Source organism: Streptomyces sp. NPDC057950 (assembly GCF_042887295.1).
In the GTDB taxonomy this organism is placed as follows: Bacteria; Actinomycetota; Actinomycetes; order Streptomycetales; family Streptomycetaceae; genus Streptomyces; species Streptomyces kaempferi.
Window position 1 is genome coordinate 22,810 of the sequence record NZ_JBHVPP010000033.1, and the last position, 24,691, is coordinate 47,500.

A 24,691-nucleotide genomic window follows, 5' to 3' on the forward strand; every position below is an offset into this window, starting at 1 on the left:
GTGAAAACTTCCCTCTCAGCCCAGCAGGACGTCGTCGTCGCCCAGGCGCCTGAGCTCCCGGTAGAGGATGGCGAGGCCGGTGACGATGGCGGCGGCGGACACGGCCGCGTCGATCAGGCGCAGCGTGTCGTGCTCCGTGCGGGCCTTCTTGGCCTGCTTGGCGACGCCGAGAGCACCGAACGCGGTGGTCGCGATGGACAGGTACGTGCCGGACTTGGACTTCTTGAAGCCCTTGGCCTTGGTCAGAGCCTTACTCACAACGACGGAGCCTCCTCGATCAGCGGGTGCCCCCACTTTTCCACGAAGGCGGCCTCGACGGCGGCGCCGACCTTGTAGAGCCGGTCGTCCTTCATCGCGGGGGCGATGATCTGCAGACCGACCGGGAGGTTGTCCTCCGGCGCGAGACCGCAGGGCAGCGACATGGCCGCGTTGCCCGCCATGTTGGTCGGGATGGTGCACAGGTCCGCGAGGTACATCGCCATCGGGTCGTCGGCGCGCTCGCCGATCGCGAAGGCGGTGGTGGGCGTGGTCGGCGAGACGATCACATCCACCTGCTCGAACGACTTGTCGAAGTCGCGGGTGATGAGCGTGCGGACCTTCTGCGCCGAGCCGTAGTACGCGTCGTAGTAGCCGGAGCTGAGGGCGTACGTGCCGAGCATGATGCGGCGCTTGACCTCGTCCCCGAAGCCGGCCTCGCGGGTGAGGGAGGTGACCTCCTCGGCGGAGCGCGTGCCGTCGTCCCCGACCCGCAGGCCGTAGCGCATGGCGTCGAAGCGGGCGAGGTTGGACGAGCACTCGGACGGCGCGATCAGGTAGTACGCGGAGAGCGCCAGGTCGAAGGACGGGCAGTCCAGCTCGACGATCTCGGCGCCGAGGTCCTTGAGCAGGGCGACGGCCTCGTCGAAGCGCTGCAGGACACCGGCCTGGTAGCCCTCGCCGCGGAACTGCTTGACGACGCCGACGCGCATGCCGGCGACGGAGCCGTTGCGGGCGGCCTCGACGACCGGGGGGACCGGCGCGTCGATGGAGGTCGAGTCGAGCGGGTCGTGCCCGGCGATGACCTCGTGCAGCAGCGCCGCGTCCAGGACCGTACGGGCGCAGGGGCCACCCTGGTCGAGGGAGGAGGAGAACGCCACCATGCCGTAGCGGGAGACGCCGCCGTACGTGGGCTTGACGCCGACCGTGCCGGTGACGGCCGCGGGCTGGCGGATGGAGCCGCCCGTGTCGGTGCCGATGGCGAGCGGCGCCTCGAAGGAGGCGAGCGCGGCGGACGAGCCGCCGCCCGAGCCGCCGGGGATGCGGCTGAGGTCCCAGGGGTTGCCCGTGGGGCCGTACGCGCTGTTCTCGGTGGAGGACCCCATGGCGAACTCGTCCATGTTGGTCTTGCCGAGGATGACGACGTCGGCGGCCTTGAGCCGCTTGGTGACCGTCGCGTCGTAGGGCGGGATCCAGCCTTCGAGGATCTTGGAACCGACGGTGGTCGGGATGCCCTCGGTGGTGAAGATGTCCTTGAGCGCGAGGGGCACGCCGGCGAGCGGTCCGAGCTTCTCGCCGCGCTCCCGCTTCGCGTCGACGGCGCGGGCCTGCGCGAGGGCGCCCTCGCGGTCGACGTGCAGGAAGGCGTGCACCTTCTCGTCGACGGCCTCGATACGGGCGAGGTGGGCCTCGGTGACCTCGACGGCGGTGAGCTCGCCCGCCGCGATCTTCCCGGCGATCTCGGCCGCGGTGAGCTTGATGATGTTGACGTTGGTGTCCGTCATGGTGATTAGTCCTCCCCCAGGATCTGCGGCACCTTGAAACGCTGCTGCTCCTGGGCCGGGGCGCCGGAGAGCGCCTGCTCGGGGGTGAGCGACGGGCGGACCTCGTCCGCGCGCATGACGTTCGTCAGCGGCAGCGGGTGGGAGGTCGGCGGTACGTCTTGGTCGGCGACCTCGCTGACGCGGGCGACCGCGCCGATGATGTCGTCGAGCTGGCCGGCGAAGTGGTCGAGCTCTTCCGCCTTCAGCTCCAGACGCGCCAGCCGTGCGAGGTGGGCGACCTCCTCGCGCGTGATGCCAGGCATGCAGCGATCCTCTGGGTGAGAGTGTGTGGTTTGGCCCAATCCTATGGGGCCGGGGCCGATGCCCGCGCCCGGGTTTGCCCGGGGGCCTTCCCGTGTACGAGGCGGGAGTCGCCGACGGGAGCTCCACGCGGCCGGTGCCGGTCCGTCCCGGGGGCCGTCACAGCCGTCCGAACCTGCGGGCCGCCGTGGCTGATCGCGCAGTTCCCCGCGCCCCCATCAGGGGGAGAAACACGGCGGGAGCCCCACGGACCCGCACCCCGCACCCGCACCCGCACCCGCACCCGCACCCGACGAACGACTGACGCCGAACGACTGACGACGGACCACCGGGACTACTCCGCCGCCGGGACTACTCCGCGGCCGGCAACGCGGCCCGCGGCCGCTGCCAGCCCCGAGACCCCCGCGCCAGCAACCACGCCGTGGCCTCGTCCGGCGGCATCGCGGCGGCGACCAGCCACCCCTGCACCGCGTCGCACCCCAGATCCCGCAGCCGCTCCCAGGTCTCGTCGTCCTCGACGCCCTCCGCGACGACCAGCAGCCCCAGCGAGTGCGCGAGGTCCACCGTGCAGCGCACGATCTCCGCGTCCTCGTTGTCGATGGCGAGCCGCGCGACGAAGGACCGGTCGATCTTCAGTTCGCTGACGGGCAGCCGGCGCAGATGGACCAGTGAGGAGTACCCCGTGCCGAAGTCGTCGAGCGACATCTTGACCCCGTGCCCGGTCAGCCCGGCCAGGGTGTCCGCGGCGCGCTGCGGGTCCTCCAGCAGTACGTGTTCCGTTATCTCCAGCTGGAGGGCGCCCGCGGGAACCCCGTGCCGGGCGAGCCGGGCGGCGACCGCGCCCGCGAAACCGGGGGTGTGCACGTCACGCGGCGACACGTTCACCGCGACCGGCACCCGCAGCCCCTGTGCCCGCCACCGCGCGACCTGCGCGAGGGCCGTCTCCAGCACGTACTCGGTGAGGTGCGGCATCAGCCCGGACGACTCGGCGATCGCGATGAACTCGTCGGGCGGGACCTTGCCCCGCTCCGGATGCACCCAGCGGACGAGCGCCTCGAGGCCGACGACCTGTCCGTCGAAGCGGACCTTGGGCTGGTAGTGCACTTCGACGTCACCGGCGTCCAGGGCCCGCCGCAGGTCCCCCAGCAGACCGAGCCGGTCCGGTGTGTTCGAGTCCCGCTTGGACTCGTAGACCTCCACCCCCGTACGGTCCCGCTTCGCCTGGTACATCGCGACGTCCGCCCGCCGCAGCAGTCCCTCCGCGTCGAGCGCGTGGTCGGGGAAGACGGCGAGTCCGGCGCTGGCCTCCAGGACGAGGGTGAGCCCGTCGAGGTCGAGCGGCGAACCGAGCGCGGCGACGAGATTGCGGGCCACCCGGGTGGCCGACGTCGTGGAGTCGGCGACGGGCAGTAACACCGCGAACTCGTCACCGCCGAGCCGCGCGGCCTCCGCCCCGCGCGGCAGTGCCAGCCGCAGCCGTTCGGCTATCTGGAGCAGCAGCCGGTCCCCGGCGAGGTGCCCCAACGTGTCGTTCACGGAGCGGAAGCGGTCGAGGTCGATCAGCATCAACGCCGAACGCGCGCCTATGCGTTCGGCGTCGTCCAGGGCCGCCCAGGTACGTTCGAGCAGCCACTGCCGGTTGGGCAGCCCGGTCAGCGGATCGCGCAGTTGCTCCTCGGCCCGCACGCGCGCGATCCACAGCGTGGAGTCGAGCGCGATCAAGGGGATGGAGAACAGCGGCAGCAGCATGGGCTGCGCGACGGCGACCACACAGATCAGCGGCGCGATGCCGAGCAGGGCGACCGCGACGAGGCCCTGCCGGACCAGGGCCGTACGGGCGGCGGTCGGCACGCCGCCGGTGCCCTGCGTGTGCAGGTACCAGAGCAGGACGCGGGTGACGGCGAGATACGCGGCGGCGACCAGCACCACCTGGGGCGCGGCGTAGAAGTCCCAGCTCTGCGGGTTCCAGGGGGCCTCGACCGACGGCACCCGCCCGAACACGGCGAGGACCACCGCTCCGGCGCCGATGCCGAGGATGTCGGCCGCGCCGTGCAGCACCCCCTGGCGCCAGCGGCCCCGGCGCGCGGCACCGACCAGGACGACGACGGTCAGGCTGACCATCCCGGCGGCCACCCAGCCGTACAGCAGCAGGACCGCGAGGGTCAGGGCGGCGCCGGAGCCGGTGCCGCCCCACCAGCGCGCGCGGCCCAGGGCGACCAGATGGCCGACTATGACGCCGGTCAGTACGGCCAGCGACCAGCCGACCGATCCGGACGGGAAGAGCGGGTGGTGGTCGCTGAACGCCCGGTAGAAACCGCCGCCGAGGACGAGCGCGGCCAGGGTGACGACCGCGCCGGGCAGTGTGGGCCAGGAGGTGGGCCGTTCGGGATCGTGGCCGGGCAGGCCCGAGCCGCGCCCGGCGGTGTAGCGGCCCCCGGTGGTGGTGGCGGTGAAGGGTATGTGGTCCCGCTCGCCCGCGGCGGGGCGCGTCGACGACCGTCCCGTCCGGAGGCCCGCCATCCACGCGCCGGTCGTCCGGCGCAGGCGCAGCCGTACGTCCGGGGCGGCGCTCTCGGTCGGTTCCATTCCCGTCCCTCTCACAGCCGGCGGTGCCCACGCCACGCGACCCGTTGCCGGCGACAACCGCCAACGGCACCGCGTCTCAAGAACTCGTCCCCCGACCCGTCAGGAGCAGGGAATGCCCCAACCGCAGCCGGGCACGGCAGGCGCACACCTCAACAGTAGGCCGCAGAAGGCTTCCACGGGCAGCGGTCGACGACGGTTGCCCGAATGCGACCCGGCCACCCGTATGCATCTGATATGCGCCGAACGGGTGGCCTTCAACCCCTACTCCTCGGTCGGAAGCGCGACTTCCGCGGCGGCCTCCGGCCCCTGTTCCAGCAGTACGGCGAAGCCGTCCTCGTTCAGAACGGGAACTTTGAGCTGCATGGCCTTGTCGTACTTCGATCCAGGATTCTCGCCCACTACGACAAAAGATGTCTTCTTCGAAACAGAACCGGTCACTTTCGCTCCCCGGCTCTGCAGGGCGTCCTTCGCGCCGTCGCGCGTGTGGTGTTCGAGCGTGCCGGTCACGACGACGGTGAGTCCCTCGAGCGGCCGGGGGCCCTCGTCCTCGCCGGAACCCTCGTCCTCCATACGGACGCCCGCCGCCCGCCACTTGCGGATGATCTCGCGGTGCCAGTCCTCCGCGAACCACTCCTTGACCGAGGTCGCGATGATCCCGCCGACCCCGTCGACCGCGGCGAGTTCCGCCTCGGTGGCCTGCTCGACGCGGTCGATGGAACGGAACTCGCGGGCCAGCGCCTCGGCGGCCACCGGGCCGACGTGCCTGATGGAGAGGCCGTTGATGAAGCGGGCGAGCGGACGGTTCCTCGCCTCGGCGATGTTGTCCAGCAGGGCGAGCGTGTTCTTCTTGGGCTCCCCCTTCTGGTTGGCGAAGACCGTGACGACCTTCTCCTCACCGGTCCTCGGGTCCCGCTTGGGCAGGCCGCTGTCCTGGTCGAGGACGTACGCCTTGATGGGGAGCAGTTGCTCGGCCGTGAGGTCGAAGAGGTCGCCCTCGTCGACCAGCGGCGGGGCGGCGGGCTCCAGCGGCCGGGTCAGCGCCGCCGCGGCGACGTTGCCGAAGTGCTCGATGTCGAGGCACTCCCGGCCGGCGAGGTAGGAGACCCGCTCTCTCAACTGGGCCGGGCAGGCACGGCTGTTGGGGCAGCGCAGGTCGATGTCGCCTTCCTTCATGGCGCGCAGCGGCGTCCCGCACTCGGGGCACTCGGCCGGCATCACGAACTCCCGCTCGGTGCCGTCGCGGAGATCCACCACCGGTCCGAGGATCTCCGGGATGACGTCGCCGGCCTTGCGCAGCACGACCGTGTCCCCGATGAGAACGCCCTTGGCCTTCACGACCTCCTGGTTGTGCAGGGTCGCGAACTCGACCTCCGAACCCGCCACGGTGACCGGCTCGACCTGCGCGTACGGGGTGACGCGCCCCGTACGGCCGACGCCGACCTTGATGTCGACCAGCTTGGTGTTGACCTCTTCCGGCGCGTACTTCCAGGCGATGGCCCAGCGTGGGGCGCGGGCCGTGGAGCCGAGGCGGCCCTGGAGACGGATCTCGTCGAGCTTGACGACCACCCCGTCGATCTCGTGCTCCACGGAGTGCCGGTTCTCCCCGTAGTACGTGATGAACTCACCCACGCCGTCGAGGTCGTCGACCACCTTCGCGTACCGCGTGGTCGGCAGGCCCCAGGAGTGCAGCAGTTCGTACGCCCCGGAGAGGCGGGTCAGGCCCTCGAAACCCTCCAGGGCTCCGATGCCGTGGACCACCATGTGCAGCGGGCGGCTCGCGGTGACGCGCGGGTCCTTCTGGCGCAGCGAACCCGCCGCCGCGTTGCGGGGGTTGGCGAAGGGCTTGTCACCGGCCTCGACCAGACGGGCGTTGAGCTCCGCGAACTTCTCCATCGGGAAGTACACCTCGCCGCGGATCTCCACCAGGTCCGGGAAGTGGTCGCCCCGAAGGCGGTCCGGGATCTCCGCGATCGTCCGCACGTTGGGCGTGATGTCCTCGCCCGTACGGCCGTCGCCCCGGGTGGCCGCGCGGGTCAGGCGGCCGTGCTCGTAGGTGAGGTTGACCGCGAGGCCGTCGACCTTCAGCTCGCACAGGAAGTGGTACGCGGAGGAGCCGACGTCCTTCGCGACCCGCTCCGCCCAGGCGGCGAGCTCCAGGTCGCTGAAGGCGTTGTCCAGCGACAGCATGCGCTCGCGGTGCCGCACGGACGTGAACTCGGTCTCGTACGCGCCCGCGACCTTCTGGGTCGGGGAGTCGGGGGTGCGCAGCTCCGGATACCGCTCCTCCAGCGCCTCCAGGGAACGCAGCAGCTTGTCGAACTCCGTGTCGCTGACGACCGGCTGGTCCTTCACGTAGTACCGGAAGCGGTGCTCCTCGATCTGCTCGGCCAGCCGCGCGTGCTGCTCGCGCGCCTCGGCGGGCAGGGGGTTGGGCTGTGCGTCCTTGTCGCCGGCCACCGTGTCGTCCTCCCGTTACTCTGGGTTGTCCGCGAGGGATCTCGCCGCCCGGACGCAGTGGGCGAGCGCCCGGCGCGCGTACTCGGGGGAAGCGCCCGCGAGTCCGCACGACGGAGTGACCGTGACGGCCTCCGCGAGAAGCCCCGGATGCAGCCCCAGCCTGCGCCACAACGTCCTGACACCCATGACGCTACCGGCAGGGTCCGACAACGGGCCGTCCGTGCCGGGCACGACACCGGCCAGGAGCCGGGTGCCGCCCTCCACCGCCTCGCCGATCGCGTCGTCGTCACGTTCGGTGAGCAGGCTGAGGTCGAAGGAGATGCCCGCGACACCCGACCTGCGCAGCAGTTCGAACGGCACGTCGGGCGCGCACGAGTGCACCACGACCGGGCCGCCGGCGTGAACCCCCACGACGTCCCGCAGCGTCGACTCGACCAGTTGCCGGTCGACGGCGCGGTGGGTGCGGTACCCGCTCGCGGACTTCACATGACCGCGCAGGACGGCGATGAGCGAGGGTTCGTCGAGCTGCAGCACGACCTGGGCTCCCGGTACCCGGCGCCGTACCTCGTCGAGATGGGTGCGCAGGCCCTCGGCGAGCGAGCCGGTGAGATCGCGGCAGGCCCCGGGGTCGGACAGGACCGCCTCGCCGTTCCTCAGTTCCAGCGCGGCCGCCAGGGTCCAGGGCCCCACGGCCTGCACCTTCAGCGGCCCCTCGTACCCCTGGGTGTTCTCCTCCAGCGCGTCGAGGTCCTCGCCCAGCCACGACCGGGCCCGCCGGGTGTCCCGCCCCGGCCGGTCCCCGATCCGCCAGCCGCTGGGCTCCACGCGCGCGTACAGGTCGACCAGCATCCCGGCCGTCCGCCCGATCATGTCGGCGCCGGGGCCGCGCGCGGGCAGCTCCGGCAGATGGGGGAAGTCGTCGAAGGACCCGGTGACGGTCCTGGCGGTCTCCCGCGCGTCACCGCCCGGCATGGACCCGACACCGGTGGCGGCACCGAACCCGAACTCGCTTTTTTCGCTCACCCGCGAAGCGTACGTAACCCCGCGGGGTGCGACGCGAGCGAGCCGGTGCGCACGTGCGTCCCAGGTGCGCCACGCGCCGCTCCCGGTCGCCCCACGTGGCGTTTCCCAGGTGCGTCACGCGTCGCTCCCACCTGCCCCACGCGTCGCTCCCAGGTGCCCCACGCGCCGCTCACCGGTGCCCACGCCTCGCTCAAAAGCCCGCGGCACCGCGCCGTGGGCCCGCGTCAGCGCCCCGGTCGCACCGTCAGGTCGTTGACCTCCGCGTCGCGCGGCAGGTCCAGGGCCGTCAGGATCGTCGTCGCGACGGACTCCGGGTCGATCCACTTCGAGGCGTCGTACGGCTTGCCCTCCTGCTGGTGGACCTTGGCCTGCATGGGGCTCGCCGTGCGGCCGGGGTAGACCGAGGTGACCCGGACCCCGTTGCCGTGCTCCTCGTGGCGCAGCGAGTCCGCGAGGGCCTTCAGACCGTGCTTGGAGGCGGCGTACGCGGACCAGTCGGCGTTGGCACTGAGGCCGGCGCCGGAGTTCACGAAGATCACGTGGCCCTGGGAGAGGCGGAGTTGGGGCAGGAAGTGGCGGGTGAGTTCGGCGGGGGCGATCAGGTTGACGTTGAGCTGGTGGCGCCAGGACTTGGGGGTCAGCTCGCCGACCCGGCCGAGGTCCACCACGCCCGCGATGTGCAGGAGCGAGTCGACGCTGTCGGGCAGGGACTGGTGCGAGAACGCCCAGGAGAGCTTGTCCGGGTCCGCGAGGTCGCCGACCAGGGTCTTCGCCCCCGGGTACGCCGCGCCGAGTTCCTTCGCGCGACCCGCGTCGCGCGCGTGCAGCACGAGTTCGTCCCCGCGCGCGTGCAGGCGGCGGGCGACGGCCGCGCCGATGCCGGAACCTGCCCCGGTGATCAGATGTGTAGCCATGGACGCCATGCTCGCATCACCGGGTGCCGGCGCTCTCCTCCAGGTAGGCCAGCGCGCCCACCGGCTCCTCGGCGAAGAACACCAGGTCGATGAGCGGCCGCGGCAGGAAACCCTCGGCCTCCATGCGCCGGAACTGTTCCTTCAGGCCGTCGTAGAAGCCCGCCGTGTTCAGCAGGACCACCGGCTTGTCCGTCTTCCCGTGCTTCTTCAGCTCCAGGATCTCGGTCGCCTCGTCGAGCGTCCCCGTACCGCCGACCATCACCACCACCGCGTCGGCCTTCTCCAGGAGCAGCGCCTTGCGCTCGGCGAGGTCCCGGGCGATCACCATCTCGTCGGCACCCGCCCGCGCGGTGGCCGCAAGGAAGTCCACGGAGACGCCCACCAGCCGTCCGCCCGCCTCCTGGACGCCCTCGGCGACCACCTTCATCAGGCCGACGTCGGAACCGCCCCACACCAGGGTGTGACCGCCCTTGCCGAGGAGTTCCGCGAACTCGCGGGCGGGGCCCGTGTAGCGGTCGTCGAGGTCGGCGGCGGAGAGAAAGACACAGATGTTCATGCGATCACGGTACGCGGGAAGAACCCGGGCCCCGCGAGTGCTTTCCCGTCATGACCCAAGGACACACGATCACCATCGAGCAGGGCACCCAGCGCGTACGCGTCGTGCACGGCGACCAGGTCCTGGCGGAGAGCGACCGGCCGCTGCTGCTGCGCGAGACGGGCTGTCCGGTGCGCTATTACATCCCGCCGCAGGACGTCCGCCTCGACCTGCTGACGGCCTCCGACACCCACACGCACTGCCCCTTCAAGGGCGACGCGTCCTACTGGTCCCTGCCCGACGCCCCGGACCTGGTCTGGTTCTACCCCGAGCCGAAGCCGGACGTCGCACAGATCAAGGACCACCTGTGCTTCTACGAGGTGGAGGTCCTGTAGTCCCCGCCCGCCGGCCCGTGCCGGCGGGCGCCGCCGGCTAGACGGACGCCGTCGCGCGCGTGGTCGTCGCGATCGTCGCCGAGCCCACCACGCGCGTGCCGTCGTACAGGACGATCGCCTGGCCGGGCGCGACCCCGCGGACCGGCTCGGTGAACGCGACCTCCAGGCCGCCGTCGACGAGTTCGGCGGTGACCGTCGTCTCGCCGCCGTGGGCGCGGAGCTGGGCGGTGTACGTGCCGGTGCCGGCCGGTGCGGCGCCGCACCAGCGGGGCTTGATCGCCGTCAGCGCGGAGACGTCCAGGGACGCCGCCGGGCCGACCGTCACCCTGTTGTCCACCGGCGAGATGTCCAGGACGTAGCGCGGCTTGCCGTCGGCGGCCGGGGTACCGATGCGCAGGCCCTTGCGCTGGCCGATGGTGAAGCCGAACGCGCCCTCGTGAGAGCCGACGACCGCGCCGGACTCGTCCACGATGTCGCCCTCCGCCTTGCCCAGACGGTTCGCGAGGAAGCCCTGGGTGTCGCCGTCCGCGATGAAGCAGATGTCGTGCGAGTCGGGCTTCTTGGCGACCGCGAGGCCGCGCCGCTCCGCCTCGGCGCGGATCTCGTCCTTCGTGGTGAGTGTGTCGCCGAGCGGGAACAGCGCGTGCGCGAGCTGGCGGTCGTCGAGGACACCGAGGACGTACGACTGGTCCTTGGCCATGTCGGAGGCGCGGTGCAGCTCGCGGCTGCCGTCCTCGTTCACGAGCACCTTCGCGTAGTGGCCCGTGCAGACCGCGTCGAAGCCGAGTGCGAGCGCCTTGTCGAGCAGGGCGGCGAACTTGATCTTCTCGTTGCAGCGCAGACACGGGTTCGGGGTGCGCCCCGCCTCGTACTCGGCGACGAAGTCCTCGACCACGTCCTCACGGAAGCGCTCCGCGAGGTCCCACACGTAGAACGGGATACCGATGACGTCGGCGGCGCGGCGGGCGTCCCGGGAGTCCTCGATGGTGCAACAGCCGCGCGCGCCGGTGCGGAACGACTGGGGGTTGGCGGAGAGCGCGAGGTGCACGCCCGTCACGTCGTGGCCCGCTTCCGCCGCGCGGGCGGCGGCGACGGCGGAGTCCACTCCGCCGGACATGGCGGCGAGGACGCGGAGGGGGCGGGGGCGCGGCGAGGTCTCAGTCATAGCTCCTCCAGGGTACGGGGCGCCGGGAACCGATTCCCGCGAGTATGCGTTGAGGATCGCGACGGGGAGCGATAGGGGACGAACACGATGAGCGGAGCCGCACAGGAGGCGCCGGGAACCCGGGGGACCGCGGACCGGGAGGCACCGGACCCGCAGTCGCCCGGTCGCGCGTCACCGGAGCAGGGCGCACCGGACGGTGGGACACCGGAGGCGAAGGGGCGGCCGGGCAGGGACGGCGACCGGCGGGTCGGGCGGCGGACGCTGCTCATCGGCGGCCTGGCGGCCGCCGCGGGCACGGCGGTGCTCGCGCGGGGCGAGCTGGGGCACGTGTGGTGGCGGCTGCCGGGCGTGGAGAAGCCCCGCGAGGCGGGCGTGGTCGACTTCCGGGGTGCCCAGTGGGTGGCGGCGTCGAGCGCGAACTGGCGGCGGGCGGACCGGCCCGACGACTACCCCATAGACCGGGTGGTCATCCATGTCACCCAGGGCAGCTACCGCAGCGCGGTCAAGGTCTTCCAGGACCCGGGCCACGGCGCGGCCGCGCACTACATCGTCCGCAAGGACGGCCACATCACCCAGATGATCCGCGAGCTGGACGTGGCGTTCCACGCGGGAAACCGCGGGTACAACGAGCGCAGCGTCGGCATCGAGCACGAGGGCTTCGTCGAGCACGCCTCGTCGTTCACCGACGCCATGTACGGCGCGTCGGCGCGGCTGACGGCCGGGATCTGCGCCCGCTACGCGATCCCCGTCGACCGCGAGCACATCATCGGACACGTGGAGGTGCCGGGCACCGACCACACCGACCCCGGGCGCTACTGGGACTGGGACCGGTACCTGCGGCTGGTGCGCCAGGCGCGTACCTCGGCGCGGCCGGCCGGAGCCTCCGCCGCGCCGACGCGCACCGCCAGGACGTAACCGCCCGACGACCACCCCCAGGACGTGCGCGCCCGGCGCGCATCGCCGTCAGCGCCTGGCGGGGGTCAGGTCAAACCCGCCGTCCGCGCCGGCGCGCATCGCCGTCAGCGCCTGGCGGGGGTCAGGTCAGGCCCGCCGTCCGCGCCCGCTCCACGGCCGCACCGATGGCCTTCGCGACCGCGTCGACGTCGGCCGCCGTGGAGGTGTGGCCGAGGGAGAAGCGCAGGGTGCCGCGGGCCAGGTTTGGATCGGTGCCGGTGGCCAGCAGGACGTGGCTGGGCTGGGCGACGCCCGCCGTGCACGCGGAGCCCGTGGAGCACTCGATGCCCTGCGCGTCCAGGAGCAGCAGCAGGGAGTCGCCCTCGCAGCCCGGGAACGTGAAGTGCGCGTTGGCGGGCAGCCTGCCCGCGGGGTCGGGGTCTCCGCCGAGGAGGGCGTCGGGTACGGCGGCCCGTACGGCGTCGACCAGGTCGTCGCGGAGCGCGCCGATCTCCCGGGCGAACCACTCGCGCCGCTCGGTGGCGAGCCGGCCGGCGACGGCGAAGGACGCGACGGCGGGCACGTCCAGGGTGCCGGAGCGCACGTGGCGTTCCTGACCGCCTCCGTGCAGGACCGGTACGGGGGTGTACTCGCGGCCGAGCAGCAGTGCGCCGATGCCGTACGGGCCGCCGATCTTGTGGGCCGAGACGGTCATCGCGGCGAGGCCGGAGGCCGCGAAGTCGACGGGGAGCTGCCCGAACGCCTGGACGGCGTCGGAGTGCAGCGGGACACCGAACTCGGCGGCGACGTCGGCCAGCTCACGGACCGGCAGCACGGTGCCGATCTCGTTGTTGGCCCACATCACGGTGGCGAGGGCGACGTCGTCGGGGTTGCGGGCGATGGCCTCGCGCAGGGCGTCCGGGTGGACGCGGCCATAGGGGTCGACGGGCAGGTACTCGACCGTCGCGCCCTCGTGTTCACCGAGCCAGTCGACGGCGTCGAGGACGGCGTGGTGCTCCACGGGGCTCGCGAGCACCCGGGTGCGGGCCGGGTCGGCGTCGCGGCGGGCCCAGTACAGACCCTTCACGGCGAGGTTGTCGGCCTCGGTTCCGCCGGAGGTGAGGACCACCTCGCTGGGGCGGGCGCCGAGGGCCTCCGCGAGGCTCTCGCGGGCCTCCTCGACGGTACGGCGGGCCCTGCGGCCGGCGGCGTGGAGGGAGGAGGCGTTGCCCGTGACGCTCAGCTGGGCGGTCAGTGCCTCTACCGCCTCCGGGAGCATCGGGGTGGTCGCGGCGTGGTCGAGGTAAGCCATGGTGGCCCTGATTCTACGGGCCCCGCTCCCCCGCTTTCGGCCCCCCGTCGGCGGGCGGCGTCCCCGCGCTCCTCGTCCGGCGCGCGATCGGAGGTTCTCAGGTGTTCCAGGTCGTCGCGGGTCAGAAGTTCCAGGACATCGTGCTGTCGAAGTGCATGAACGCCACCAGCACCACGAGGTCGGCGATGCCCAGGCCGAGGCCGAGGAAGGCGCGTCCGCGACGGGCGGTGCCGCGTCGGAGGGCGACGGAGGCGAGGACGATGGCGATCGGGCCCAGGAAGACGTTCAGCACCAGCAGACCGAGCAGCCCGAGGATGAAGGAGGCGACGGCCATGCCGTCGGCGTCCCGGGTGCCGGTGCGGCGGGTGGGCGTGGCGGTGAGTTCCATGGGTGAGTCAGCTCCCTGCGGCTCAGTGGGCGGAGGTGTGACGCCTGCGGCCGGCGCGCTCGCGGACCGCGAAGACGGTCAGCCAGACACCGATGACGACGGCGGCGACGAGGGAGACGGGCAGCGGGGCATGGGCCACCGAGCCCATGACGACACCCATCAGCAGGAGGGCGGCGACGAGGAACAGCATGTGAGTGCCTCTCGTGAGTCTCTGGGTCCGGCCCCCGTGGTCGCCGCCTCGACGGTGAGGCTCCGATCGTTTCGGGGACCTGACGATTCAGTGAACGGTTGTAGTAACACTTGTTCACTGACTCTGAAGTCTAGCGCGTCGCCCGGCTTTTCAATTACAGAGAACAGTTGTTAACTGCATGGTATGAGTCACACTCTCGGCATCCGGCAGGCGCAGAAGCAGAAGACGCGACAGGCGCTCCTGGACTCGGCGTTGGAGCTGCTGGAGGAGCAGAGTCTGAGCAGCCTGGGCCTGCGCGAGGTCACCCGCGCCGTGGGAGTGGCCCCGACCGCCTTCTACCGGCACTTCCGCTCGACGGCGGATCTCGGCGTGGCGCTGGTCGAGGAGGCCCTGGGCAGCCTGCACCCGATGATCGGGGACACGGTGTCCGCGGCCGGCGACAGCGGCGAGCGCATCGAGCGCGCGGTGGATCTGATCGCCCACCATGTCGAGACCCACCCCGCCCACGTCCGCTTCATCGCCCGCGAGCGACACGGCGGCGTCCAGGCGGTCCGGCGGGCGATCAGTGACCAACTGGCCCGGTTCGCCCAGGAGGTACGGGTCGAGCTGGCCAAACACCCCGAATCGGAGGGGTGGAGCGACGACGATCTGCTGATGCTCGCCGGCCTGTACGTCGACCAGATGCTGATGACGGCCTCGCTCTACCTGGAGGCACTGGAGGCGTCCGAGGAGGAACGGGAGCGGGTGGCCCGGGTGGCAGGTCGCCAGATGCGGCTGATCGCCATCGGCCGCCGCAACTGGCTGGGTTGACCGAGGCGCCCCGGCGACGGGCCCGGGTGACGCACCCGTTCACCGAACGCGTCGCCCCGGGACCCCGGCCCGTGGCGGGGTCCCCTACGGGCGGACGGTGACCCCTGTCCGGGCCGGCGGCCGGCTAGCCGAGCCTGACCCGGGCGAGCTGCCGGGACTGCGCGACCAGCCGGTCCGCGCCGTCCCACACCTCGGCGTCCTCCTCCAGGAAGCCGCCGGCCAGGTTGCGGGTGGTGATGGAGACCCGCAGCGGGCCGGGCGCGGGGCGGCAGCGCACGTGCACCGTGAGCTCGACCGTCGGCACCCAGCCCGACAGCCCGATCTCGAAGGCGGTCGGAGGCAGCGCGTCGACCGCGAGGAGCAGCGAGAGCGGGTCGGCGTCGCGGCCGTCCGCGAGCCCGAACCAGGCCCGCATCTCACCCTTGCCGGACGGCGCCCCGAGGGCCCAGCCCAGCGTCGAGGGGTCGAGCTTGAGCATCAGTCGCTCGGTGATGGCGGAGCTGCCGTCGATGGGGGCCGGTCCGTCCTCGGGCCCGAAGCAGTGCTCCATCGGCGGGATCGCGGGCGGCGTCGCCGTGGTGCGGACGTCGTCGGGCAGGGCGCCCAGGTCGCCGTACGAGGCGAGCACGCGGATCCGTTCGACCTCGCGGCCCTCGTCGTCGTACTGGAAGAGCGAGGCCTGGCCGGTCGACAGGGTACGGCCGGTGCGGACGACGTCAGTGCGGACGACCGCGGGTCCCGGCTGGGAGGCGGTGAGGTAGTGCGCCGAGATGGTGAACGGGTCGTCGTGCGGCAGGGCGTCCGCGAGGGCGCGGCCCAGGACGGCCAGCAGGTACCCGCCGTTGACGGCGCTGATGATCGTCCATCCGGGGGACAGGTCGACGTCGTAGACGCCGGGTGCACGCAGGGTGACCGCGGTGTCGCGGTCGAACTCGCTGTCGCCGATCGTGGCTCGCACGGCCTGTGCCGAGGCTGCTTCTGACATGCCTGAACGGTACAACAGGCCATTACTAAGCGGTAGCTTTTTCTGTTTCGCGCACATCACACGCCCGCGCCCAAGGTGAGATTTCGGCAATTTCTTGGTAAGTGTCCGCCACTCGTCCGTGACCAACGGCTTCGGAACCCCCTCTTCAGGGACATACAACCCGATGCAGCCACCGAGCCCGATCCAGCCCGTCACAGGAAGAGACGCACAGACCGTGAGCCTCACCGGAACGCCGTTCCTCCTCACCGCGATCGCCCTGGTCGCGGTCGCCCTCGTCCTCCCTCTCGTCCTGTGGTCGCGCATCCCCGGCCCCGCGTTCCTGCGCAGCACGGCCCGGATGCTGATGCTGCTGTTCGTCCAGGGCACGGCGATCACTCTCGTCTTCGTCCTCGTGAACAACGCCAACAGCCTCTACGACAACTGGTCCGACCTCCTCGGCACGGGCAACCACGTGCAGGCGGCCGCCGACCTGGGCGCCGACGGCACCGGTGGCGTCCAGGTACGGGACCTGCCCAGGATCCACCAGACGTTCACGGAGTCGGACGGCCCCGCCATGCACCGGGCGGGCGGGGTGCGCGTCACCCAGCTGCACGGCCAGGTCTCGGGCGTGAACGCGGAGGTCTACGTCTGGCTGCCGCCGCAGTACAACGAGCCCGCCTACCGCAACCGGAAGTTCCCCGTGGTCGAACTCCTGCCCGGCTATCCGGGCTCGGCCAAGGCATGGTTCGGTTCCCTGAAGGTGCACGAACAACTGCTGCCGCTGATGCGTGACGGGCAGGTCGCGCCGTTCATCCTGGTGGCACCCCGTACGACGCTGCTGGCCAAGATGGACACCGGCTGCGCGAACGTCCCCGGCAAGGTCAACGCCGACACCTGGCTCAGCATCGACGTGCCGAAGATGGTGACGGACAACTTCCGCGCCAAGGCAGCGCCGGACGGCTGGGGCGTCGCCGGCTACTCGGCGGGGGCGCACTGCGCGACCAAGCTCGCCGTCGCCCACCCCGACCGCTACCGCGCCGCGGTCAGCATGTCCGGCTACAACGACCCGATCGGCGAACGCAACTCGCTGCCCGCGCGCAACCTCGAACTGCGTCGTCGCAACAACCCCCTCCTGCTGCTGCGCGCCGACCGCGTCCCGCCCCGCGTCGCCCTCTACTACTCCGGCGAGGTGCACGACGGCTACGAGGCGGGCGCCGCGCTCCAGCAGATCGCGAAACCGCCGACGACCGTGCAGGTGGTGCTGCTGCCGCGGAGCGCCGGCGGTCACAACATGGCCCTGTGGCGACCGCAGGTGACCGAGGTGTTCCGCTGGCTGACCCTGCAGATCGGCCCCGGCGCACGGGCTAAGGGGTCTCCGCCTCGGTCGCTGTCGAGCGCCGGTTCCAGGCACGCGGCGCTCGCCAGTGGAAGCGCATCGCGAGAAGCCGCAGCACGAAAGCCGTGACGACCGCCAGACCGCTGGTGAAAGGGGTCAGCGCGTCGTAGCGGATGCACAGGGCGACCATGGTGGCGCCGACGATGGCCGGGACCGCGTAGAGATCGCGGTCCCAGCGCAGCAGCGAGGGCACCTCGTTGGCGAGCACGTCACGCAGCACACCGCCGCCGACGGCGGTGGCGAGCCCGAGGGCCGCCGACGCGGTCAGGCCGAGACCGTACTCGTACGCCTTCGTGGTGCCAGCGACGCAGAACAGACCGAGTCCGGCCGCGTCGAAGACGTTCACCGCGCCCTGGATGCGCTCCACCTCGGGGTGCAGGAAGAAGACCAGGAGCGCGGCGAGCAGCGGCGTGAGGAAGTAGCCGAGGTCGGTGAACGCGGCCGGCGGCACGGCCCCGATGACCACGTCACGCAACAGCCCTCCGCCCAGCGCGGTGACCTCGGCGAGGACGGCGATGCCGAAGACGTCGAAGTTCTTGCGTACGGCCAGCAGGGCACCCGAGATCGCGAAAACGAAGATGCCTATCAGGTCGAGCGTGTGCTGGACGGAGGGACTGAAAAGTTGCTGAAGCACCCCTACATTCTCACCCGACGCAGGGACTGCACCTTACAAAAGAAGGCCCAGAAGGCAAACTGATACCTAGAGGGAAGGTTTTCCCGGGCTGTAGAGCCAGGTCTGGAAGAGATCGTCGAGCTGTTGCCCCGAGACCTTCTCCGCGAGCCGGATGAAGTCGGCCGTGTTCGCGTTGCCGTAGCGGTGCAGCTTGGTCCAGGCGGGCAGCAGCTTGAAGAACGCCGTGTCGCCGATCCGCTCGCGCAGCATCTGGAGCGTCATCGCGCCGCGCTGGTAGACCGCCGAGGCGAACATGGTGTCCCGCTGCGGATCGGCCACCACCGTCTGCCAGAAGGACGAGTCCGCGGGCCGTGTGCCGTACCCGGCGAGGAACGAGTCGTGCGCCGAGCGGACGCCCTGGTGTTCGGACCACAGCCACTGGGCGTAGGTCGCGAAGCCCTCGTTGAGCCAGATGTCCTTCCAGCGCTCCACCGAGACCGAGTCGCCGAACCACTGGTGCGCCAGCTCGTGCACGATGGTCGACTCGGAGCGCACGGCGGAGTACGCGGGCTTGGACTGCACCTCCAGCGAGAACCCGGCCTCCGGCATGTCGTCGACGATCGCGCCGGTCTCCTCGAAGGGATACGGACCGAAGATCTGCGACCAGTAGTCGGTGGCCGCGGCCGTCACGGCGTACACGTCGACGCTGTTGCTGTTGGCGAGCACCGGGTCGATGGCGACGTAGATCGGCGTGCCGGCCGGGGTCCGCCCCGACTTCACGTCGAACTTCCCGATGGTCGCGGTCGCGAGGTAGGTGGCCATGGGCCGGTTCTCGCGCCAGTGCGTGACGGTGCTGGCGCCCTGGTCGCGCGTCGAGACCAGGCGGCCGTTGGAGACACCGGTGAGGCCCTTCGGAGCCTTGATACGGATGTCGTACGTGGCCTTGTCGGACGGGTGGTCGCTGGACGGGAACCAGGTGGAGGCGGCGTTCGGCTCGCAGGCGACGAAGACCCCGTCCGCGGTCTTCATCCATCCGTAGTCGGAACCGAAGACTATGGGGCCGTTGAGGGCTTCGGGGACACCCCCGTAGGTGACGGTCACCGTGAAGGTCCTGCCCTTCGACAGCGTGCCGCGCGGGGTGATGCGGATCTCGTCGCCCGTACGCGTGAAGCCCGCCCGTCTGCCGTTCACCTCGACCTTCGTGACCTCGAGCTTCTGCAGGTCCAGGTCGAACGACGAGAGGTTCTGGGTGGCGCGGGCCGTGAGCGTCGTACGCCCGTCGAGCCGGTCGGTGTCCGGGTTGTACGCCACGTCGAGGTCGTAGTGGCGGGCGTCGAAGCCACCGTTGCCGAGCTGGGGGAAGTAGGGATCGCCGATGCCGTCGGCGCCCGGTTTCGGGGCGGAGGAGGCGGCGATGACGAGGAAGGAGGCCGCCGCGGTCGCGAGGGCCCCTAAACGTGCCGAACGGGAGAGTGCCATGAGCGTCCCTTTCGTACGTGTTCCGATCGTTCCCGATCAGATGGACACGCGAGACTCTGCACTCTCCCGTTCGGGCATGTTCATGACTTTGCCCAATCGTCATGGCCTACTTGTCGGTTGACTCCTGACGACCGGCTTCCGGTTCGGCGGGGGCTTCCGCCTCGGTGACCTCAGGTGCCTCGACCGACGCGGCAGTCCCGGGAGCATCGGCAGCCTCCGGAGCTTCGGCGACCTCCACAGCCTCGGACGCCTCCGCGACCTCAGCGGTCTCGGCAACCTCAGCGGTCTCCGCAGCCTCGGCCGCGGCCTCGGGGGCCTTCTCCGCCGGCGCCACGGACTTCTTCGCGGCGGCCTCCTCGGCCAGCACCGCGTCCGGGACCAGCTCGATCGCGACCTTGGCGGCCGACAGCAGCACCACGTCCTGCGGCGCCTGGTCCTCCGCGTTCTCCGGGTGGTGGCAGGCGACCTGCTGGCCGGGCTTCAGCTCGAGGAGCGGCGGCTCGGTCGTCCGGCAGATCTCCGTGGCCTTCCAGCACCGCGTGTGGAAGCGGCAGCCGCTCGGCGGCGCGATCGGCGAGGGCACGTCGCCCGTGAGCAGGATCCGCTCGCTCTTCACGTTCCGGCGCTTCGGGTCCGGGATCGGCACCGCGGACATCAGGGCCTTGGTGTACGGGTGCATCGGCGCCGTGTAGAGCGAGTCACGGTCGGCGAGCTCGACGATCTTGCCGAGGTACATCACCGCGATCCGGTCCGAGACGTGCCGGACGACCGACAGGTCGTGCGCGATGATCACGTACGTGAGGCCGAGCTCCTGCTGCAGGTCGTCGAGGAGGTTGACGACCTGGGCCTGGATGGACACGTCCAGCGCCGACACCGGCTCGTCCGCGACGACCAGCTTCGGGTTCAGCGCGAGCGCGCGGGCGATGCCGATGCGCTGACGCTGACCGCCGGAGAACTCGTGCGGGTAGCGGTTGTAGTGCTCGGGGTTGAGGCCGACGACCTCGAGCATCCGCTGCACTTCCTTCTTGACGCCGCCCTCGGGCTCGACGCCCTGCAGCCTGAAGGGAGCGCTGACGATCGTGCCGATCGTGTGACGCGGGTTCAGCGACGAGTACGGGTCCTGGAAGATCATCTGCACGTCGCGGCGCATCGGGCGCATGCCCCCGGTGCTGAGGTGCGTGATGTCCTTGCCCTGGAACTCGACCTTGCCACCGGTCGGTTCGAGCAGCCGGGTGATCAGCCGGCCCATCGTCGACTTGCCGCAGCCGGACTCGCCCACGACGCCCAGGGTCTCCCCCGCGCGCACCTCGAAGTCGATGCCGTCGACCGCCCGCACCGCGCCGACCTGCCGCGACAGCAGGCCCTTGCGGATGGGGAAGTGCTTCTGCAGCCCGGTCACCTTGAGCAGCGTCTCGCCCTTGGCCGCGCCCTTGGTGAGGGTCGCCGCCGGGGACTTCGCCGTTTCCGCGCCGTCGCTCTGTGCAGGGATGGTCACTGCTTTGTCCTCTGCGTTCTCACTCACAGCTTGGGCGCAATCTCTTCGATCCAGATCTTCTCGCGCTGCTCCTGCGACATGTGGCAGGCGGCCCAGTGATCGCTGCCCACCTCGGCCAGCTCGGGGCGGACCGTGCGGGTGAGGTTGTCCTTGGGCACGTCCGCGTACGGGCAGCGCGGGTTGAAGGCACAGCCGGACGGGATGTTGATCAGCGAGGGCGGGGAGCCCTTGACCGGGATGAGGCGCTCGGTCTGGGCACGGTCCAGCCGCGGCATCGAGCCGAGCAGACCCCAGGTGTAGGGGTGCCGGGGCTCGTAGAACACCTTCTCGGCCGAACCGCGCTCGATGCACCGGCCGCCGTACATGACCAGGATTTCGTCCGCCATCTCGGCGACGACGCCCAGGTCATGGGTGATCATGATGACCGCGGAGCCGAACTCCTTCTGCAGATCCCGGATCAGGTCGAGGATCTGGGCCTGGACGGTCACGTCCAGAGCCGTGGTCGGCTCGTCCGCGATGAGCAGTTCGGGGTTGTTGACCAGTGCCATCGCGATCATCGCGCGCTGGCGCATACCGCCGGAGAACTCGTGGGAGTAGCTGTCGACCCGCTTGCCCGGCTCCGGGATGCCGACCCGGTCGAGCATCTCGATGGCACGGGCCCGCGCCACCTTCTTGCTGACCTTGTGGTGGGTGCGGTACGCCTCGATGATCTGCGCGCCGACCGTGTAGTACGGGTGCATGGCGGACAGCGGATCCTGGAAGATCATCGCCATCTTCTGGCCGCGCAGCCGGCGTACGTGGTCGGGGTCGGCGCCGATGAGCTCCTCGCCGTCCAGCCACACCTCGCCGGAGATCTTCGCCTTGGCGGTGCGGTGCAGCCCCATGATGCCGAGCGAGGTGACCGACTTGCCGGAGCCGGACTCGCCCACGATGCCGAGGGTCTGGCCGGGCCTCACGTCGAAGCTGACGCCGTCCACGGACTTGACCAGGCCGTCGTCCGTGTCGAAGTGGATACGCAGGTCGCGGACCGAGAGGAAGGCCCCCTCGGCGTCCGTCGGCGCGCTCTCCACGGGCTCACCGACTGCCGCTCCGGTCTTGCTGAGTTCAGTCATGCGAGCCTCACCCGGGGATCAATGGCGGCGTACACCAGGTCCACCAGCAGATTGCAGACGACGATGAAGAAGGCGGCGACCAGGGTGACGCCCATGACGATCGGCAGGTCGTTGTCCGACACGCCCTTGACGGCGTAGAAGCCGAGGCCCTGGAAGGAGAAGACGTTCTCGGTGATGACGGCGCCGCCGACGAGCAGGCCGAAGTCCATACCGAAGATCGTGACGATGGGGGTCAGCGCGGCCCGAAGACCGTGCTTGGCGATCACCTTGGACTCCCGCAGGCCCTTCGCCCGAGCGGTGCGGATGTAGTCCTCGTTCATGGTCTCCAGCATTCCGGCTCGGGTGAGCCGGGCATAGAGCGCCGAGTAGAGGAACGCGAGGCTGCACCACGGGATGAGCAGGTTCCACGCCCATTCACCGGGGTTGTCGGTGAAGTTGACGTAGTTGACGCCCGTGTCCCAGATCGGCCACTGGACGGTGAAGAGGCCCAGCGCCAGCATGCCGGTGAAGAAGATCGGGAGGGAGACGCCGGCGAGGGCGATACCCATGAAGAAGCGGTCGAGGAACGAACCCCGCTTGAGGGCCGACACGACGCCGGTCGCGACACCGGTGGTCACCCAGATGACCGCCGCGCCGATGGCCAGCGAGAAGGTCACCGGAATGCGGTCGGTGATCTGCGGCCAGACCTCGATGTGGGACTTGAACGAGTAGCCGAAGCACGGCGCGGAGCAGTGCGAGGCGTCGGGACCGAACTTGTAGTCCGCTCCCACGAAGATCTGCTTGATGAAGTGCCAGTACTGCTCGTAGAGCGGCTTGTCGAACCCGAGGTTCTGCTTCACCGCGGCGATGGACGCCTTGTTGGCGTCCTTGCCCACGTACTGGGCGGCCAGTTGGTCCATCGACTGCCCGGCGAGCCGGGGGACGAGGAAGAAAATCGCGAAGGTGACGGCGCTGACGATCAGCAGCAGCACCACAGCGCCAAACACGCGTCGGATGATGTACGCAGCCACAGCTGTCCGGCATCGATGCCCGCCGGCCGGGGGTCACCCGGCCGGCGGACACCGGCGCCTTCACCTGCCTTTCAGTCTCTTAGCCCAACGGGCCCGCAATTACTTCGCGGAACCCATCAGCAGGTAGTCGTACATGCCGAGGTAGGCCTGGGTGACCGTGACGTTCGTCGCGGAGGTGGGCCGCATCAGCAGGTTCTTGCGGTAGACCAGCGGGACCACGGAGGCGTTCTCCATGACCAGCTTGTCGACCTCGCCCCACGCCTTCGTACGGGCCGTGGCGTCGGTGTTGGCAATGCCCTCGTTCAGCGCCTTGTTGATCGCCGGGTCGTTCAGCTCCGAGACGTTGTTACCACCGGACGGCTTGATGGCCGAGCCGTTGATGATCTGGTCCAGGAAGCCGAAACCGGTCGGCCAGTCCGCGCCCCACGCGGTCATGATGATGCCGAGGTCGTGCTCGTGCACGTAGCTCGGGACACCCGCGAAGTTCGAGAAGTACTTACCGCTCGGGTACGACTTGATGTTGACCGTGATGCCGATCTTCTTCAGCGACGCCTGGATGGCGGTCGCCATGGCCATCTCAGCCGGACGGTCCGAACGGGCCGACAGGTTGGTGGTGAAGCCGTTCGGCTTGCCACACGCCTTCAGCGAGTCCTTGGCCTTCGCCACGTCGCCCTTGTTGCCCGCGGACGGGTACAGGTCGAACTTGGTGTAACCGTTGACGGTCGGGGGAAGCAGCGTGGTGGCGACGTCACCCTTGGGGTCACCGCCGGCCGCGGCCTGGACCGATGCCTTGTCGAGACCCCACTGGACGGCCTTGCGGCAGTCGATGTTGTCGAAGGGCTTCACGTGCAGGTTGAGACCCGCGTACCCGGTCGCACCGGCGTAGGAGCTGTCGAGCTGCGCCTTGTACTTGGCGTTCGTCAGAACCTTGGGCTGGGTCTCCGGAGCCACACCGGTACCAGCGCCGTCAACCGTGATGTTGTCCGACATCAGGTTGTTGTCGATGGTGGTCTGGTTGACCTTGAACCGGATGTTGACCTTGTCCGGCAGGGCCTTGCGGATCGGGTCCGTCGCCGGGTCCCAGTTGGTGTTGCGGACGAGGGTGGCGCTCTTGCCCTCCTCGTACGACTGGAACTTGTACGGGCCCGAGGAGACGATGTGCTGGACGTACGAGGCGCCCGTGTCCTTCGCCTGCGGCACCGGCGCCGTCTGGTTGAACGTCGCCAGGTAGTCGAAGTCCGCGAAGGCGTCCTTCAGCTTGAAGACGATCGTCGTGTCGTCCGGCGTCTCGATGGACGCGATGCCGTCCTTCGACTTGTCCTTGTAGGGACCCTGGTACTTGTCGCCACCGAGGAGGTGCGCCTTGAAGTACGTCGGACCGTTGGACAGCGCCTCGGGAGCGAAGTTGGAGCGCTCGACGGCGTACTTGACGTCCTTCGAGGTGATCGGGGTGCCGTCGTCGTACTTCAGACCCTTGCGGAGCTTGTACGTCCAGGTCTTGGCGCCGTCGGTGGGCACACCGAGACCCTCGGCGAGGTCCGGGACGACCTCGAGGCCGGCCTTGCCCGCCGCGGGCTTGAAGGTGGTGAGAGAACGCGCGTAGAGGCGGGAGAAGTTCTGCACCCAGCCGTAGTACGTGTTGCCCGGGTCGAGCGAGTCCGGGACGTCGGAGATCTCGAAGTTCTCCGTGCCGCCCTTCTTGGTGCTCGCGTTGACGACGGACGTGAGCGCGGCGTCAGCCTTCGCGGAGGAGCCCCCCTTGCTGCTGCCACCGTCTCCGCTGTCGGAGCTGCTGCACGCAGACGCCCCCAGCGTCAGCGCCACTGCAGTGGCGACTGCAGCTGTCACTTTCTTGGTCTTCACCTGAGGAAAGCCCCCTCAATTGATGGTTGC

23 protein-coding genes are annotated in these 24,691 nt (G+C 70.3%); 4 read left to right on the top strand and 19 right to left on the bottom strand.

What is annotated here, in order from left to right:
- Positions 1 to 15: 15 nt before the first annotated feature.
- The 8 genes from ACFVTC_RS38745 to ACFVTC_RS38780 form a co-directional block, all read right to left on the bottom strand.
- Positions 16 to 258, bottom strand: a complete 243-nt coding sequence (locus ACFVTC_RS38745) for a hypothetical protein (RefSeq protein ID WP_148010591.1) — start codon at positions 256 to 258, stop codon at positions 16 to 18.
- Positions 255 to 1,760, bottom strand: a complete 1,506-nt coding sequence (gene gatA, locus ACFVTC_RS38750; protein ID WP_390133889.1) for an Asp-tRNA(Asn)/Glu-tRNA(Gln) amidotransferase subunit GatA — start codon at positions 1,758 to 1,760, stop codon at positions 255 to 257. The genes ACFVTC_RS38745 and gatA overlap by 4 nt, the downstream gene beginning before the upstream one ends.
- Before the next feature lie 5 nt (positions 1,761 to 1,765).
- Positions 1,766 to 2,062: an Asp-tRNA(Asn)/Glu-tRNA(Gln) amidotransferase subunit GatC gene (gene gatC, locus ACFVTC_RS38755; protein ID WP_010984178.1), complete on the bottom strand. Its 297-nt coding sequence runs from the start codon at positions 2,060 to 2,062 to the stop codon at positions 1,766 to 1,768.
- A 349-nt stretch (positions 2,063 to 2,411) separates the two neighbouring features.
- Positions 2,412 to 4,646, bottom strand: a complete 2,235-nt coding sequence (locus ACFVTC_RS38760) for a putative bifunctional diguanylate cyclase/phosphodiesterase (protein WP_390133891.1) — start codon at positions 4,644 to 4,646, stop codon at positions 2,412 to 2,414.
- 261 nt (positions 4,647 to 4,907) lie between these two features.
- On the bottom strand, positions 4,908 to 7,103 hold the full coding sequence (gene ligA, locus ACFVTC_RS38765) for an NAD-dependent DNA ligase LigA (RefSeq protein WP_390133893.1): 2,196 nt from the start codon (positions 7,101 to 7,103) through the stop codon (positions 4,908 to 4,910).
- 15 nt (positions 7,104 to 7,118) lie between these two features.
- Positions 7,119 to 8,126, bottom strand: a complete 1,008-nt coding sequence (locus ACFVTC_RS38770; RefSeq protein ID WP_390133895.1) for a methionine synthase — start codon at positions 8,124 to 8,126, stop codon at positions 7,119 to 7,121.
- 224 nt (positions 8,127 to 8,350) lie between these two features.
- On the bottom strand, positions 8,351 to 9,049 hold the full coding sequence (locus ACFVTC_RS38775; protein ID WP_390133897.1) for an SDR family oxidoreductase: 699 nt from the start codon (positions 9,047 to 9,049) through the stop codon (positions 8,351 to 8,353).
- Positions 9,050 to 9,056: 7 nt separating this feature from the next.
- Positions 9,057 to 9,596, bottom strand: a complete 540-nt coding sequence (locus ACFVTC_RS38780) for a TIGR00730 family Rossman fold protein (protein WP_390133899.1) — start codon at positions 9,594 to 9,596, stop codon at positions 9,057 to 9,059.
- A gap of 50 nt (positions 9,597 to 9,646) precedes the next feature.
- On the opposite strand from ACFVTC_RS38780, the gene ACFVTC_RS38785 reads away from it, so the two are divergent.
- Positions 9,647 to 9,970 carry a DUF427 domain-containing protein gene (locus ACFVTC_RS38785; RefSeq protein WP_153288472.1) on the top strand — a complete coding sequence of 108 codons (324 nt, stop codon included), beginning with the start codon at positions 9,647 to 9,649 and terminating at the stop codon, positions 9,968 to 9,970.
- Between the two features lie 37 nt (positions 9,971 to 10,007).
- Here ACFVTC_RS38785 and mnmA read toward each other — a convergent pair whose 3' ends face one another.
- The gene (mnmA, locus tag ACFVTC_RS38790) at positions 10,008 to 11,135 is read right to left on the bottom strand and encodes a tRNA 2-thiouridine(34) synthase MnmA (protein ID WP_390133901.1); all 1,128 of its coding nucleotides are present in this window, start codon (positions 11,133 to 11,135) and stop codon (positions 10,008 to 10,010) included.
- An 87-nt stretch (positions 11,136 to 11,222) separates the two neighbouring features.
- Here mnmA and ACFVTC_RS38795 point away from each other — a divergent pair, with 87 nt between their 5' ends.
- Positions 11,223 to 12,050: an N-acetylmuramoyl-L-alanine amidase gene (locus ACFVTC_RS38795; RefSeq protein ID WP_390133903.1), complete on the top strand. Its 828-nt coding sequence runs from the start codon at positions 11,223 to 11,225 to the stop codon at positions 12,048 to 12,050.
- 121 nt (positions 12,051 to 12,171) lie between these two features.
- Here the strand turns inward: ACFVTC_RS38795 and ACFVTC_RS38800 are convergent, their stop codons facing one another.
- From ACFVTC_RS38800 to ACFVTC_RS38810, 3 genes are all read right to left on the bottom strand, one after another.
- A complete protein-coding gene (locus ACFVTC_RS38800) occupies positions 12,172 to 13,341 on the bottom strand; it encodes a cysteine desulfurase family protein (protein ID WP_390133905.1) in 1,170 nt (389 codons plus the stop codon).
- 121 nt (positions 13,342 to 13,462) lie between these two features.
- Positions 13,463 to 13,729 carry a DUF4190 domain-containing protein gene (locus tag ACFVTC_RS38805; RefSeq protein ID WP_168530349.1) on the bottom strand — a complete coding sequence of 89 codons (267 nt, stop codon included), beginning with the start codon at positions 13,727 to 13,729 and terminating at the stop codon, positions 13,463 to 13,465.
- 22 nt (positions 13,730 to 13,751) lie between these two features.
- Positions 13,752 to 13,919 carry a hypothetical protein gene (locus ACFVTC_RS38810; RefSeq protein WP_390133907.1) on the bottom strand — a complete coding sequence of 56 codons (168 nt, stop codon included), beginning with the start codon at positions 13,917 to 13,919 and terminating at the stop codon, positions 13,752 to 13,754.
- 183 nt (positions 13,920 to 14,102) lie between these two features.
- Between ACFVTC_RS38810 and ACFVTC_RS38815 the strand changes: the two genes are divergently transcribed.
- Positions 14,103 to 14,729, top strand: coding sequence for a TetR family transcriptional regulator (locus ACFVTC_RS38815; protein WP_390133909.1), 627 nt, complete (start codon positions 14,103 to 14,105; stop codon positions 14,727 to 14,729).
- A gap of 124 nt (positions 14,730 to 14,853) precedes the next feature.
- Here the strand turns inward: ACFVTC_RS38815 and ACFVTC_RS38820 are convergent, their stop codons facing one another.
- Entirely contained in the window at positions 14,854 to 15,714 is an 861-nt protein-coding gene (locus ACFVTC_RS38820) for a thioesterase family protein (protein WP_390133911.1), read from the bottom strand.
- A gap of 214 nt (positions 15,715 to 15,928) precedes the next feature.
- Between ACFVTC_RS38820 and ACFVTC_RS38825 the strand changes: the two genes are divergently transcribed.
- Positions 15,929 to 17,158, top strand: a complete 1,230-nt coding sequence (locus ACFVTC_RS38825) for an alpha/beta hydrolase (RefSeq protein WP_390133913.1) — start codon at positions 15,929 to 15,931, stop codon at positions 17,156 to 17,158.
- Here ACFVTC_RS38825 and ACFVTC_RS38830 read toward each other — a convergent pair.
- The 6 genes from ACFVTC_RS38830 to ACFVTC_RS38855 all read right to left on the bottom strand — a co-directional run bounded on the left by ACFVTC_RS38830 (position 17,058) and on the right by ACFVTC_RS38855 (position 24,646).
- Positions 17,058 to 17,723: a trimeric intracellular cation channel family protein gene (locus ACFVTC_RS38830; protein WP_390133915.1), complete on the bottom strand. Its 666-nt coding sequence runs from the start codon at positions 17,721 to 17,723 to the stop codon at positions 17,058 to 17,060. The genes ACFVTC_RS38825 and ACFVTC_RS38830 overlap by 101 nt on opposite strands.
- Before the next feature lie 66 nt (positions 17,724 to 17,789).
- A complete protein-coding gene (locus tag ACFVTC_RS38835; RefSeq protein ID WP_390133917.1) occupies positions 17,790 to 19,181 on the bottom strand; it encodes a M1 family metallopeptidase in 1,392 nt (463 codons plus the stop codon).
- Between the two features lie 106 nt (positions 19,182 to 19,287).
- Entirely contained in the window at positions 19,288 to 20,676 is a 1,389-nt protein-coding gene (locus tag ACFVTC_RS38840) for an ABC transporter ATP-binding protein (RefSeq protein WP_390133919.1), read from the bottom strand.
- Between the two features lie 23 nt (positions 20,677 to 20,699).
- Positions 20,700 to 21,788 (bottom strand): ABC transporter ATP-binding protein, encoded by a 1,089-nt coding sequence (locus ACFVTC_RS38845; RefSeq protein ID WP_390133921.1) that lies wholly within the window; start codon positions 21,786 to 21,788, stop codon positions 20,700 to 20,702.
- On the bottom strand, positions 21,785 to 22,798 hold the full coding sequence (locus tag ACFVTC_RS38850) for an ABC transporter permease (RefSeq protein ID WP_168530342.1): 1,014 nt from the start codon (positions 22,796 to 22,798) through the stop codon (positions 21,785 to 21,787). Before ACFVTC_RS38850 ends, ACFVTC_RS38845 begins: the two co-directional genes overlap by 4 nt.
- A gap of 99 nt (positions 22,799 to 22,897) precedes the next feature.
- Entirely contained in the window at positions 22,898 to 24,646 is a 1,749-nt protein-coding gene (locus tag ACFVTC_RS38855) for an ABC transporter substrate-binding protein (RefSeq protein WP_390133923.1), read from the bottom strand.
- Positions 24,647 to 24,691: the final 45 nt, after the last annotated feature.